The following is a 13358-nucleotide window of genomic DNA, read 5'->3' as shown; positions in this document are numbered from 1 at the left end:
ATGAAAATTTTCGCGTTCTCCCGCCTTCGAACCGTTACCGCCGCCTTGGCGCTTTGCACGGCCAGCGCCCATGCCGCGGGTGACGGCGTGCCCGTCGCGGAGGATCGTCTGGCACGGCTGGTGGCAGATACCGTCCGACCCGTCATGGCGCAGTACGAGGTACCCGGCATGGCCGTGGCTGTAACAGTCCGCGGCAAGTCCCAGGTCTTCAACTTCGGCCTGGCATCGAAGGCAGACGCCACCCCGGTCACCGAACACACGCTGTTCGAGATCGGGTCGGTCAGCAAGACGTTTACGGCGACGCTGGCTTCGTACGCGGCGCAGCGTGGCGCCATATCGTTCTCGGACAAGGCTAGCCAGTACCTGCCCGGACTGGCGGGTAGCAGCCTCGATGCGATCAGCCTGCTGGAACTCGGGACGTACACGGCAGGCGGGCTGCCGTTGCAGTTCCCCGATGCGGTGACCACCTCCGCCCAGATGCTGGCCTACTTCAAGGATTGGAAGCCGACGTACGCGGCTGGCACGCATCGGCAGTACTCGAACCCGAGCATCGGCCTGTTCGGCTATCTGGCCGCGCGGAGCCTGGGCGAGCCGTTCGATAACCTGATGGAGCACCGCATCTTTCCGGGCCTGGGCCTGAAGCACTCATTCATCCGGGTGCCGCAGTCCCGCATGGGCGACTATGCCTATGGCTACAAGGACGGCAAGCCGATCCGGGTGAACCCCGGCATGTTCGACTCGGAAGCCTATGGCGTGAAGACCACGGCGGCTGACATGATCCGGTTCGTCGAAGCCAATATGGATGGCGCGCGCTTGGAGCAGACGTTGCAGCGGGCGGTTACCGGTACGCACACCGGCTACTTCCGCGTTGGCCCCATGACCCAGGGCCTGGGCTGGGAAATGTACGCCTGGCCAACCTCGCTTGAGGATCTGCTGACGGGCAACGCCGCCGGGATGCTGGAGCCGAAGGAAGTCGCACGGCTGGCGCCGCCGCAGCCGCCCAGGGCCGACGTGCTGATTAATAAGACTGGCTCCACCAACGGCTTCGGCGCCTATGTGGTGTTCGTCCCGGCTCGTCAGATCGGCGTGGTAATGCTGGCGAACAGCAATCTGCCGATCCCGGAGCGCGTGCGGGCGGCGTACCAGATCCTGAAGGCGCTGGACGCGCAGTAGGCCCCGGCACCGGCATCGGGTCGGGATCAAGCCGGGTCGATGTTCTGATTCAGCCTGAAGACGTTGTCAGGATCGTATTGGCGCTTCACGGCAACCAGCCGCGGATGGTTGACGCCATACGCGGCGCGGGTGCGTTGGGCGCCTTCCGCGCCGAGGTTGTTGGCGTACACCCCGCCCGTCGAGTACGGTTGGACCGCTTCCCACAGGTCGCGCGCCCATTCCCGGTGTTTGTCGTCGTCGGCCGGGTCATCCCAGATGGCCAGCGGGAAGCAGTCGAAGTCCGCCGACCGGTTTCCGTATGCGGTGGCCTCGTCAGGTAAGCGGGCGATGGCGCCGCCGACCTGCTGGAACACCACCAGGCAGCCCGGCGAGGGCGCTAGGGCATAGGCAGCGAGGAGAGCGTCGACCGCCTCCGCGCGAATCTGGCGGAGGAACTGGGCCTTCCAGTAATACCGCCGGCCGCGCGGGAACAGCGCATCGCTGGCCGACTGCATTTGTAAATACGGAATGAAGTCGAGTTGGGCGTCGACCGGATTGCCGAACTCGACCAGCGGGCGCAGCGCTGCCTGCCTTGCCTCTTCGGTGCCATCTCGCCCGACATGGCACGCCGAGATGCTGAGACACCGCTCGCCCGAAGGCTGGGTCACAAGCGCGGCGTCGGCCGCAACGTCATCCGGGGCGGCGCGGGCGAAAGCGTCGTAGTGCAGCATCGCCTCCCGAGCCTGATCCCACGGGTAGGCCACGGCGCATACTGGCAATCTGGCGGGAATCGGATGCAGACGGAAATGGAACGCCGTGACGACGCCGAAATTGCCCCCGCCGCCGCGTATCGCCCAGAACAGGTCCGGGTGCTCGGTCGTGCTGGCGTGCAGCCGTTCCCCGTCGGCGGTGACGATTTCCACGGCCTCCAGGTTGTCGCAACTCAGCCCGTACTTGCGGCCCAGCTTGCCGAACCCGCCCCCCAGCGTCAGCCCGGCGATACCCGTATCGCTATTGACCCCCATCGTCGTGGCCAGGCCATGCCGCAGCGTTGCCTGGTCGAACTCACCGAGATTGAGCCCTGCCTCCGCGCGGGCGCGGCGGCGTGCGACATCCACGTCGATGCGCTTCATACGCGACAGATCAATGACGATGCCGTTGTCACACGTGGAAAGTCCGGCGAGATTGTGCCCCCCGCTGCGGACCGCGATGGTCAGGCCGGTGGCCCGGGCGAACCGTATGGCCCCCGCCACGTCGGTGGCGTCGGTGCAGTAGACGACCAACGCGGGGTGTTTGTCGATCGCGCCATTCCAGACTTTGCGCGCCACGTCGTAGTCAGGATCCCCGCGCTGGACGAGTTGGCCACGCAACGTCTGCCGGAACGCCTCGAACCCTGGATTGCCGCCGTCCCCGGATGCCTCTTGCCGATCTGATCGCATCACGCCCCCCCCCAAGTTGGTCACGCCCCCCCGAGACCATGGTGGTGCGCGCGGCTGCCGGGTGCAAAGGCAAAGATCTCAGCTTGTAGATGAGAAAAGCTCACCTAGACTGGACCCATGCAAAAACTGCCGCCCCTGCGCGCATTGCAGGCATTCGAGGCGGTTGCGCGTCACCGCAGCTTCAAGGCCGCAGCGGCGGAGCTGAACGTGACGCCGACCGCCATCAGCCATCAGATCCGGATGCTCGAGCAGATCTGCGGCAAGGCGTTGCTCCAGCGACGCCCGCGTCCGCTCCGGCTGACCGTGGCGGGGGAGGGGCTCTATCCGGCGCTGCGCAGCGGTTTCGCGCTGTTTGCCGAGGCCGTGGCGACCGTTGGGCAGCCCGGTGCGGCACGCCCGCTGCGCGTGACCAGTCCGAACGCTTTCGCGAGCCGCTGGCTGGTTCCGCGCCTTCCGGCCTGGCAGGGGCTGCATCCCGAGTGGCCGCTGGAGATCATCGGCACGGACCGCGTCCTGGACCTGGCTGCGGGCGAGGCTGACGTCGCCATTCGCTACGCGCGTTGCGCGCCCAAGGGGCTGGTCAGCACGGAGTTCGCGCGCGATACCTTCTTCGCCGTGGCCAGCCCGGTGCTGCTGGCGAGGGCGGGGCGGGAAGGGCAGGCGACATTCGATATCGGCGATCTCACGCATATCCCCCTGATCCACTACGAGTGGAGCAGCGGCGACCCGCACGCCCCGACCTGGACGCAGTGGTTCGCGGCTGCGGGTCTCGCCGCAGGCGACTCGTCGGCTCGGCGTGCCCGCCATGACCTGAGTTTTCGCGAGGAACTGCACGCCATCGACGCGGTAGTGGCCGGCCAGGGCGTGGCGCTATGCAGCAACGTGGTGGTGGACGGCCTGCTGCGCAGCGGGGCGTTGCGCAAGGCGCACGCGCTGGGGTTGCCCGGCTTCGGCTTCTACGTGGCCCATGCCGCCGGCCATCCGGATCTGGCAGTAGTGGAATGCTTTGCAGGCTGGCTGCTGTCGACGGCCGGGACGCCGGTGGGTGAACATCCGGCCTAGTTGGGTGGCATCCCGGGCGGCATCCCGGGCGGCATCTCGGGTGGCATCAGGTCCGGGTTCCAGGCGACCTCCCACATATAGCCGTCGGGGTCCTGGAAGTAGCCGGCATAGCCACCCCAGAAGGTATCGACCGGGGGTTTGAGGATGATGGCCCCGGCGCGGCGTGCCTGCTCGATGACGGCGTCGACTTCAGCCCGGGAGCGGACATTGTGACCCAGCGAGATCGACGGGATGCCCAGGGGCGTATCGGTTGCGGCATCCTTGGCCAGGAATTCGCGCGGATAGAGCGCCAGCCGCAGTCCTGACTCCAGATCGAAGAAGACCACGGCGCCATGCTCGAACTCGGTGCCGACGATGCCCTGGGTCGGCCAGCCCAGACCGTCGCGATAGAACGCCAGCGACCGTTCGAGACTGCCGACACCCAGCGTGAGAAGCGTGAGGCGAGGATGCATGGTCGGATGGTTGGATGGTTGGCTGGTTGGTGCTTCAGGGCGCGGGGGATGCGGTGAGATCCAGGGAGACCACGCGCAAGGTGGCGTCGTCGGGGCACATCGTGTCCGTGAAACCCAGCCGATGCGCCAGGCCGCGCATCGCGGTATTGGATGCCAGCACGTAGCCAATCATCGTGTGGTATCCGGCAGCCCGCGCCGTCGCGATCAGGATCCCCATAAGATGGCGCGCCAGGCCAAGACCATGCCAGCCGTCGACGATCGTCACCGCGAATTCGCAGAATCCGGAGTGCGGGTCGATCGTAAAACGGGCGCCGCCAATCAGATCACCCTTGTCCTCCGTCCCCGCCATGGCGACCAGCGCGCATTCGCGGACCGGCGTAGGGTGAACAGCCGTTTCCAGCAACGCGTCCGGCAGATCGTGCATGGACGCCATGAACCGCGTATACCGCGAATCATCGGAGAGGCGATGGAAGGCCGTCAGGATGCCGCCTTTGTCCTGCGGACGGATCGCTCGAATCAGCGCCTGCTTTCCGTTTCGGAGGGTTACGCAGGTTGGCAGCGTTGGGGCCGTGGCTTGCATAGGGTGATGGCTCGGTTCCATTTGGGCTGATTCATGGTAGGCAAGCGGCGTCGGGAATCCAAATCCGGCGGGCCGGCTACAAACATCGACTGGCGTGGAATAAAGTGGTTCTGGGGGTGGTTTACATCATGCGGGGAGCCGTGCTGTCGATGACGTCCCGCCGAGGTCTCGCAGGCAAACCGATGTGCCGCGGGATGCGCAACCGCGTGTCGTGACGTCGGGACACTGAAGTCGGGGTGAGGATCATGGGCAAGAGATTGGCGGCCGTGGCAGCGGCAATCGCCGGACTCGGCCTGGGCGGTGGCGTTGGTGGCGCATGGGCGCAGGACATGTCGACGATGTGCCAGCAGGTGGTTGGGCAGGCCGAGATCGGCGGCGTGATGCAGACCATTGCGGGGGTGGCTTGCCTGCAGCCCGATGGCACGTGGCAGATGGTGGATAGCGGCGATGTGGGCTATGGCGGCGGGGACTATTACTACGACCCGTGGTACTGGACGCCGTATGTGGGGTTTGCCGGCGTGATTTTCATCGACCACCATCATCGTCCGCACGTCATGCACCATGTGTTCTTTCCCAGTCGCGGCGTGATCGTGCGGGGCGGTCACTTCGTGCACGGTGGAGCGCCTGGCGGGTTCCATGGTGGCGCGCCGGGCGGCGGCTTCCATGGCGGGGGTGCCATGCATCACTGAGCCGCGCCAGCGGGGTTACCCGGCTTCTCCAGCCGCATCGCTCATGGCAGACTGTGGAAGTTGCTGCAGTTCTTGACGTTGCCTTACACGAAACAATGAGCGAGTCCCTCTGCTTTCTGTCGGCCACCGAGTTGGCCGACGCCATCCGGCACAAACGTGTCTCCCCGGTAGACATCACCTCGGCAGTCCTGGCGCGCGCGGAGCGCCTTCAACCTGAACTGAACTGCTTTATCACGCTCGACGCCGAGCGGGCGATGGAATCGGCCCGCCAGGCAGAACGAATGGTCATGGCTGGCGAGCCACTCGGCTTGCTCCACGGCGTGCCGTTCACGGTCAAGGACATCGTCAACACGCAAGGCGTGCGCACGACTTTCGGCGCGGCGCCGTTGCGGGACAACGTGCCGCAGCAGGACGCCGTCGCGGTGGCCCGCCTGCGCGAACAGGGCGCCATCCTGATCGGCAAGACCACCACGCCGGAGTTTGGCTCCAAGTGCCTGACCGATTCGCCGCTGTTCGGGCGCACACGTAACGCGTGGAGCGCGCAACGGACCAGTGGCGGCTCCAGCGGCGGTGCGGCCGTGGCGGTGGCCAGCGGCATCGCGCCACTGGCTGTCGCCACCGACGGCGGTGGGTCCACGCGGATTCCGGCTGCCTGTAACGGTGTGGTCGGCATCAAGCAAAGCAACGGTGTGATTCCACATAGCCAGGCGCAGGACCTGTACGGCAACCAGACCTATGTCACCCCTACCACGCGCACCGTGGCCGATACCGGCCTGATGATGGCGGCGATGGCGGGCGAGCACGCCTGCGATCCGTGGTCGATCGGCATGCCGAAGGCCGACTATGTCGATGCCGCGCGCGCCCAGGGCGATCTGCGTGGCAAGCGCATCCTCTATTGCCTGGCGCCGCCGGGCCGCCCAGTGGCCGCGGATGTGGCACGCGCGTTCGAGCAGGGGCTGGCAGCGCTAGCCGGGCTCGGCGCGGAGCTAGAGCCGTTCGATGGCGACGGCTTCAACGATATCGAGCCGCTTTGGCGCGCGATCAACCACACCGTCTGGCGCACGCGCTTTGTCGAAATCGTCGAGCGTCATCGCGACGAACTAAGCGCAACGTTCGTACGTCAAGTGGAGTCGGCCGCGCAAGTCAGTGGCGTGGCGTACCAGCAGGCGATGTTCGACCGTTCGCGGCTGTTCCAGCGCGTGCAGGCGTTGCTCGAGCGCGCCGACCTGCTGGCGATGCCGACCATCATGCGCACCGCGCTGCCGATCGACCAGGATCTGTTTGGCACGATCGAGATCGACGGACACGTACACGAGAACGTGCGCGCGAACTGGTTTCCGTGGACGATGCCGTTCAACATGACCGGCCATCCCGCGATCAGCCTGCCGTGCGGCTTTGGCAGCGACGATCTGCCGATCGGGCTGCAACTGGTTGGACGGTTCCGCCGCGACGCGGAACTTCTGCGTTCCGCCGCGTTGTTCGAATCGGCCCACGGCTTCCTGGACCGGTGGCCGTCGCTGTGACACCACGTGATGCCGCGTGATGCCGATACCGATCTCAATATCGAGATCGACGCCGACATCACCACCCTTTGCTTGCGCCTTCCCAGGCTTCCCGCTTTCACCACAGGACATTCCTCATGACCGTCAAGTTTCATCCCGGCCGCCTGACTTGGCTGCTTGGCACCGCGTTCAGCGGGCTCATGATCGTTGCCGCGCCGGCATCCGCTGCGGACGATGTGCCGATGCACATCATCGTTGGCTACGCGCCGGGCGGTGCCGCCGACAGTCTGGCCCGGATCTACGCCGAGCAACTGCGTCAGGACGGGCAAGGCACAGTGATCGTGGAGAACCGTCCGGGCGCATCTGCCCGGCTGGCGCTCGACTACGTCAAGCGGTCGAAGCCCGATGGCAAGACGATCTTCATCGGCCCGTCGCCGCTGTTCACGATCTTCCCGCTTACGTACAAGAAGCTCAGCTACGACGCCGACAAGGACCTCGTGCCCGTGGCAGTGCTAACCGACGTGCCGACCGCCGTGGCCGCCGGCGTGCAGCAGCCGTACAAGAACATGAAGGAATTCTTGGACTGGGCGAAGCAGCATCCATCCAAGGCCAGTCTCGGCCTGGCTACGATCGGCAGCGCGGGCCACCTTGGCACGGTGGCGCTGGGCAAGGCATCGGGCGTGGCCATCACGCCCACGCCATACCGTGGCGCATCGCCAATGCTGGTGGACGTGATCAGCGGCAACGTGTCGATCGGCTGGGATGCGGTGGCCAGCATGATGTCGCTGTACAAGGGCGGCAAGATCCAGCTTCTTGGCGTGAGTGGCACGCGACGTGCCAAGGCGTTGCCGGAAGTGCCGACGATGAAGGAGCAGGGCATCAACCAGTACGAATTCGCGACCAGCTGGTACGGCGCCTTCGTGCCCGCCGGCACGCCCGCCGCAGAGCAGGCGAAGCTCGAAAAGGCGTTCCTCCACGCATCGACCAATGCGTCGAGCGCGGCCAAACTGGAGACGCTGGGACTTGAGGTGAACGCCCAATCCGGCGAGGCGGCGCGCAAGCGCATCCAGACAGAACGCGCGGCATGGAAGCCGATCGTCGAGTCGACCGGGTTCGTGGCCGAGGATTGATGCCGGCCACTGCCAGGGGGCGATGAACGCTGGGGCGATTCATTGCCTGCTTGTGTCCCGCGCATGACGGCCACGAACAGATCCGCGCAACCATGCGCTGGCATCTGGACGTGGCCGTCTGTCATTTCAGCCCAATGGCAACTATCGCGACGCGAGCATCAGGTTCAGGTTTTGAATCGCAGCGCCGGATGCGCCCTTGCCGAGGTTGTCGAAAACGGCTGACAGGAGAACGTGCCCGTGCTCCGTGCCAGGAAATACGCTCAGGCGCATGTCGTTCGTGCCATTCAGCAATTGCGGGTCCAGGTGCTTCACGGCGGACGATTCTGACAGTGGCAAGACCTGCACGTGGTCTGCCCCGGCATAGTGCCGCGCGAGGCAGGCGTGTAGCGTGGCGCCATCCACGCCGGGTGCCAGCAGCCGCAACGCCAGCGGCACAGTCAGCACGATGCCCTGGCGGAACGCGCCGTATGCGGGGACGAAAATAGGAGACTGCGCGAGCCCGGCGTGCTGCTGGATCTCCGGCGTGTGCTTGTGCGCGAGTTCCAAGCCATATACTTGGTAGGAAGGCGCGCTGGCGGCTCCCGGTCCCTCGTATTCCTCCACGCCGGCGCGTCCCCGTCCGGAGTAGCCGGATACCGCATGAATGCTGATGGGGTAATCGCCCGGGATGAGCCCAGCCTGCACCAACGGACGCAGCAGGCCAATCGCACCGGTCGGATAGCAGCCGGGATTGGTGACCCGGCGCGCGTTCGCAATGTTCTCAGCCTGACCCGGCGCCATCTCAGGAAACCCGTAAGTCCAGTCCGGCTGTGTACGGTGCGCGGAGCTTGCGTCGATGACGCGAACCGCAGGATTGACAATCGTGGCCACAGCCTCGCGCGCGGCGGCATCCGGCAAGCAGAGGATGGCAATGTCGCAGGCGTTGATGGCTTCCGCGCGACGCTGCAGATCCTTGCGCTCCGTGGCAGCAAGCGTGATCAGTCTGATATCGGTCCGGTTACGCAGCCGTTCGTGGATGAGCAACCCGGTGGTGCCTTGGTCGCCGTCGATGAAAACAATGGGAGAGCTCATGGGTGAAATACTCCGCTGACTTTGGGTTGGAGGCAGTAGAACGAAGAGCGAGCCCCTATATTCCGTGTATAGCTACAATAGAGAAAGTTGAATTTCATAACACAGACATTCAATTTTTCTGAATCAGGACGCCGACATGCGAGAGATCAGCCTGGACCGCTTGCGCACTCTGGTTGCCATTGCAGACCGCGGCTCGTTTGCCGATGCGGCGCGAGCGTTGCATCTGGCGCCGCCAACGGTCAGCCTCCATATCGCCGAACTCGAAGCCCGCATTGGCGCTCCACTCCTGTCGCGCAAGCGCGGACAAGTCAGGCCGTCGGCAATAGGGGAGGTGCTGGTGGAGCGCGCACGCCGGCTGCTGGCCGATGCGGAGCGGGCGCTGGACGATATTCAACGCCAGGTGCAGGGGCTGGAAGGGCGGGTGCGGCTCGGTGCGTCGACGGGGGCGATCGCGCACCTGTTGCCGCAAGCGCTCGAAGGGCTGCGCCAGCACCATCCCGCGATCGACATACAGGTGGCGGTGCTGACTTCACATGAAACGTTGTCCCGACTGGCGGATGGGACGCTGGACGTTGGGCTGGTTGCACTGCCGCAGCCGCCGGTAGCCGGGCTCGTGATCAAGCCTTGGCGCCGCGACCCCGTGATGGCTTTCTTGCCGGCGCATTGGGAGTGCCCAGCACGCGTCACGCCTGAATGGCTCGCCGCCCAACCTCTCATTCTCAATGACGCGACCACGCGACTTTCACGTCTGACTACGGAGTGGTTCGCGACTGCGGGGTATCATCCCGCGCCCCGCATTCAGCTCAACTACAACGACGCGATCAAGAGTCTGGTGGCGGCCGGCTACGGCGCCTCGCTACTACCCCTTGAGGAGACGGCGCCATCGCCCGACAAGCGCATCGTCATGCGTCCGCTGCGCCCGGCGTTGTGGCGTCGGCTCGGTATTGCACATCGTGCGGGGTACGTGGAGCGTTCCACGCAGCATGTGCTTGATATGTTGCGGGATCTGCGCTTGGCGTAGACGTTGCCAAAAAAGAAAAAGCCGGCCGGGGGCATTGCGTGCCCTCGGCCGGCCAGTCATCCACCCATCAGCACTTCAACGATGTCGATTGCGCTTCGGCATGTTTGTGCAATGCAGGAGGCTTGGCATTGCCACCGTTGGCCTCGAGGAACTTGCAGGCGTTGATGATATCGGTGGCCAGCAGTTGCGCCACGTTGTGGTTCACATGCGGACGCACCACCACGCGCAGGCTCGTGACCGATTCGGCGTTGGGCGGCATCGTGTACGCGGACAGCACCCAGCCTTTCTCGCGGACCTTGTTGGAGACATCGAACTCGTTGAAGTTCTTGTACTTCTTGTTCAGCGTCACTGCCACCACCGGAATGCGCTGCGTGGTGTTCATGATCTCGAAGTACCCGCTGTCGACGAGCTGCTGGCGCAGGAAGATCGCGTTGTCCAGTGTGTGCTGCATCACGCGTTTGTAGCCGTCGAACCCAAGCCGCAGGAACTGGTAGTACTGCACGGCCACCTGGAATGCGTTGCGGCTGAAGTTGAGGGTGGCCGTGGGCATTTCGCCGCCCAGGTAGTTCACGTAGAACACCAGTTCCTCGTTGAAGATCTTGCGTTCGCGGAACACCACCCAGCCGAGGCCCGGAGGCGTCAGCCCGTACTTGTGGCCCGAGGCGTTGATCGACTGCACGCGCGGCAGGCGGAAGTCCCACTTGTAGTCGGGGTAGAGGAACGGGTTGACGAAGCCGCCGGAGGCGCCGTCGATATGCATGGGGACCGAGATGCCCGTGCGCTTCTCGTAGTCATCGAGCCAGTCATGAATGCCCTGGATGTCGTCATCCTCGCCCGTGAAGGTCTGCCCGGCGATGGCTACGACGCAGATCGTGTTCTCGTCGACGTACTTGTCCAGGTCTTCGGCGGTCAGGCAGTAGTTGCCCGGCTTCAGCGGCACGATGCGCGGCTCGACATCGAAGTAGCGCAGGAACTTCTTCCACACGATCTGCACGTTGCCGCCCGTCACCATGTTCGGGCGGGTGGCATCCTTGCCTTCGGCCTGGCGGCGCTGGCGCCAGTTCCACTTGTGCGCCAGGCCCCCGAGCATGCAGGCCTCGGATGAGCCTACCGTGCAGGTGCCGTACGGCTCCACGCCCTTCGGGCCGTTCCACAACTCATGCAGCCAGCGCACCATGCGGCCTTCCATGGCGAAGAGCCGCGGATACATGTCGTGGTCGATATAGTTCTTGAAGATATTGCGCGCGGCAACTTCCCGGGCTTCCGGTTCCGCGAACGTGGTGACGAACGACGACATGTTGAGCATGGGGTTGGTGTCGGTCCATTCGTCACTGATCACGATCGCGGCCGCTGCATTCGCCGAGATGCCTTCACGCGGGAAGACGTTTTCAGGCACCTCGTAGTTGAACTGGTCGTACGGTGTGACCTTGTGCTCTTGCATGTCGCTCATGGATACCCCTCGTAACGTTGACATGGCGAGAACCGGCGACCCGATACCCGGTCACGGCGCGAAGGCACCGAACAGGAAGACGAACGGGTGCGGAAAGCGCGGGAGGGAAGGGCAGGCGCCGGCTGCGGCGCCGCGTTCCGTGGACGTACCCCGGGCACGCGGCTCGACACGAGTATAGAAGCGAAGCCCCTCAGAAATCATTGTGCTTTAGGCCAATACGGACGCACAAAATCACTCTCGCGTGATGAGGCCCGCGGTGATGGGAAAGCTATACTCGACTCCGCTGTCAGTCAGGTACCCGGTGTGCGTAATTCGACTGCCTGACATGCCCGAATCTGCCGTAGTACCGAGGTGTGTTTTCGAGGAGAAACTGGGATGACAAAGAGCGAACCGCGAGAGAGCGATTCGGCTTCCCGATTGATCGACGGGAGGATCCAGGAGCTGGGTGACTGGCGCGGCGCGATGTTGGCGCGGCTACGCGCGGTGGTGAAGGCCGCCGATCCCGAAGTGATCGAGGAATGGAAATGGCGGGGCGTGCCGGTGTGGTCGCACGCCGGCATTCTCTGCACGGGCGAGACCTACAAGAGCGTCGTGAAAATGACCTTTGCCAAGGGGGCGTCGCTGGAAGACCCGGCGGGGCTTTTCAATGCCAGTCTCGAAGGCAACACGCGGCGTGCGATCGACTTTCATGAAGGCGAGGAGATCGACGAGCCTTCGCTGAAAGCGCTTATCCAGGCTGCCGTTGCGCTCAACCAGTCGAAATCCCGCAAGTAGTCACTGCGTTATGGCAGCAGGTGTCGCCCGAAGAACGCGACGATCTTGCGATGGACTTCAGCAACCTCGGCGCGATCGAAGCCGGGGGGATCGTTGAGCAGTTCGCCCAGGAGTCCGGTCAGACCCGGCGGGTGCGGCGACAGCAATGCGCCGTGTCCGCCCGTGGGCATGTCGGCGACATGCTCGCAGGTCTGGCAGACCGCCAGTACCCGGTCCGCGTGGAAGCGCGGAATCAGCCAGCGGTCCTGTTCGGCCGTGACCAGGCCAAGGGGTACGGCTGGCCGGACCAGTGAATCCATGTCGAAGTCCGCGGCGGCGGGCACGCCGGCCACCACTGCCGCGATGCGTGGATCGAAGGTGGCGCGTGGGGTGTCGTCGTCAAAACGGTGGTGAATCACGCGCAGGGCCACCCATTCCTTCACGCCGTCCAGTGGGCCGCCCGTCAGTCTTGTGGTCAACCCGACGCAGGTCTGGAAATCCTCTGCGATATGGGCATCGCAATGCTGCATGAACCGTGCCGGTGACCAGCGTCCTCCCGCCAGGCTTAGCGCGGTATGGCCGCCTGCGGATATCCCGAACATGCCGACCTTGTCCAGCCGAAGCATCGACGCGAATCGCGCGTCTCGGCCCATCGCGTCGATGGCGCGCGATACTTCTGCGGGCCGGATGGTCCAGCTGTCGGGGCCGGGGTCGCTGCTATCCAGATAGTTGTCCGCCTTGTGCAGCGGCATGGCAACGATGTATCCCGCGTCGACCAGGTTTCGCGCGAGGTCGGCATGGACCCACGGCGCGCCACCCGAACCGTGCGAGATCACAATCAGCCTGCCGTTGCCCGCCACCGGGTGGCCTTCCACCGCGACATCGAGCAGGAATCGCCCACGCTTTACCGGGTGGCTCGCATCGTTCGATGGGTAATAGACGGTCACCGGGCCGTCATCCCCGCTGGCCGGCAATTCGGTCAGCCCCATCGAGGCACGGGCAATCCCGCACAGCAATGCCAGCAGCAGGCCGGCCCAGCGAAACCTATGCATGCGAA

Annotated in this window: 13 protein-coding genes; 7 read left to right on the top strand and 6 right to left on the bottom strand. The window is 64.8% G+C overall.

What is annotated here, in order from left to right; all coding sequences use genetic code 11:
• Positions 1 to 1173 (top strand): class C beta-lactamase, encoded by a 1173-nt coding sequence (gene ampC / locus K6G35_RS08015; RefSeq protein ID WP_495676317.1) that lies wholly within the window; start codon positions 1 to 3, stop codon positions 1171 to 1173.
• Between the two features lie 26 nt (positions 1174 to 1199).
• On the opposite strand, the gene K6G35_RS08010 is transcribed toward ampC, so the two are convergent.
• Positions 1200 to 2480, bottom strand: a complete 1281-nt coding sequence (locus K6G35_RS08010; RefSeq protein ID WP_495676316.1) for an FAD-binding oxidoreductase — start codon at positions 2478 to 2480, stop codon at positions 1200 to 1202.
• Between the two features lie 228 nt (positions 2481 to 2708).
• On the opposite strand from K6G35_RS08010, the gene K6G35_RS08005 reads away from it, so the two are divergent.
• Positions 2709 to 3653 carry a LysR substrate-binding domain-containing protein gene (locus K6G35_RS08005; protein WP_035882388.1) on the top strand — a complete coding sequence of 315 codons (945 nt, stop codon included), beginning with the start codon at positions 2709 to 2711 and terminating at the stop codon, positions 3651 to 3653.
• Here the strand turns inward: K6G35_RS08005 and K6G35_RS08000 are convergent.
• Together K6G35_RS08000 and K6G35_RS07995 are read right to left on the bottom strand one after the other, a co-directional pair.
• On the bottom strand, positions 3650 to 4105 hold the full coding sequence (locus K6G35_RS08000) for a VOC family protein (RefSeq protein ID WP_035882389.1): 456 nt from the start codon (positions 4103 to 4105) through the stop codon (positions 3650 to 3652). The two genes, K6G35_RS08005 and K6G35_RS08000, sit on opposite strands and share 4 nt — an antisense overlap.
• Before the next feature lie 34 nt (positions 4106 to 4139).
• A complete protein-coding gene (locus tag K6G35_RS07995) occupies positions 4140 to 4685 on the bottom strand; it encodes a GNAT family N-acetyltransferase (protein ID WP_495676315.1) in 546 nt (181 codons plus the stop codon).
• A 245-nt stretch (positions 4686 to 4930) separates the two neighbouring features.
• Between K6G35_RS07995 and K6G35_RS07990 the strand changes: the two genes are divergently transcribed.
• The 3 genes from K6G35_RS07990 to K6G35_RS07980 all read left to right on the top strand — a co-directional run bounded on the left by K6G35_RS07990 (position 4931) and on the right by K6G35_RS07980 (position 8006).
• On the top strand, positions 4931 to 5374 hold the full coding sequence (locus K6G35_RS07990) for a hypothetical protein (protein WP_035882391.1): 444 nt from the start codon (positions 4931 to 4933) through the stop codon (positions 5372 to 5374).
• A 95-nt stretch (positions 5375 to 5469) separates the two neighbouring features.
• Positions 5470 to 6897: an amidase gene (locus K6G35_RS07985; RefSeq protein WP_495676314.1), complete on the top strand. Its 1428-nt coding sequence runs from the start codon at positions 5470 to 5472 to the stop codon at positions 6895 to 6897.
• A gap of 116 nt (positions 6898 to 7013) precedes the next feature.
• Positions 7014 to 8006: a Bug family tripartite tricarboxylate transporter substrate binding protein gene (locus K6G35_RS07980; protein ID WP_035882393.1), complete on the top strand. Its 993-nt coding sequence runs from the start codon at positions 7014 to 7016 to the stop codon at positions 8004 to 8006.
• A gap of 141 nt (positions 8007 to 8147) precedes the next feature.
• Here the strand turns inward: K6G35_RS07980 and argC are convergent, their stop codons facing one another.
• A complete protein-coding gene (argC, locus tag K6G35_RS07975) occupies positions 8148 to 9077 on the bottom strand; it encodes an N-acetyl-gamma-glutamyl-phosphate reductase (protein ID WP_008643923.1) in 930 nt (309 codons plus the stop codon).
• Positions 9078 to 9213: 136 nt separating this feature from the next.
• On the opposite strand from argC, the gene K6G35_RS07970 reads away from it, so the two are divergent.
• Positions 9214 to 10098, top strand: a complete 885-nt coding sequence (locus K6G35_RS07970) for a LysR family transcriptional regulator (protein ID WP_011516499.1) — start codon at positions 9214 to 9216, stop codon at positions 10096 to 10098.
• A gap of 67 nt (positions 10099 to 10165) precedes the next feature.
• Here the strand turns inward: K6G35_RS07970 and gad are convergent, their stop codons facing one another.
• A complete protein-coding gene (gene gad / locus K6G35_RS07965) occupies positions 10166 to 11548 on the bottom strand; it encodes a glutamate decarboxylase (protein WP_008643921.1) in 1383 nt (460 codons plus the stop codon).
• 375 nt (positions 11549 to 11923) lie between these two features.
• Here gad and K6G35_RS07960 point away from each other — a divergent pair, with 375 nt between their 5' ends.
• A complete protein-coding gene (locus K6G35_RS07960; RefSeq protein ID WP_008643919.1) occupies positions 11924 to 12322 on the top strand; it encodes a DUF1801 domain-containing protein in 399 nt (132 codons plus the stop codon).
• Positions 12323 to 12330: 8 nt separating this feature from the next.
• On the opposite strand, the gene K6G35_RS07955 is transcribed toward K6G35_RS07960, so the two are convergent.
• Positions 12331 to 13353 (bottom strand): alpha/beta hydrolase family protein, encoded by a 1023-nt coding sequence (locus tag K6G35_RS07955; protein WP_008643918.1) that lies wholly within the window; start codon positions 13351 to 13353, stop codon positions 12331 to 12333.
• Between the last annotated feature and the right edge of the window lie 5 nt (positions 13354 to 13358).

The organism is Cupriavidus sp. HY129 (assembly GCF_059492215.1).
Note: the sequence above shows the minus strand (reverse complement) of the source record. Positions and strands in the feature narration are given on the sequence as shown.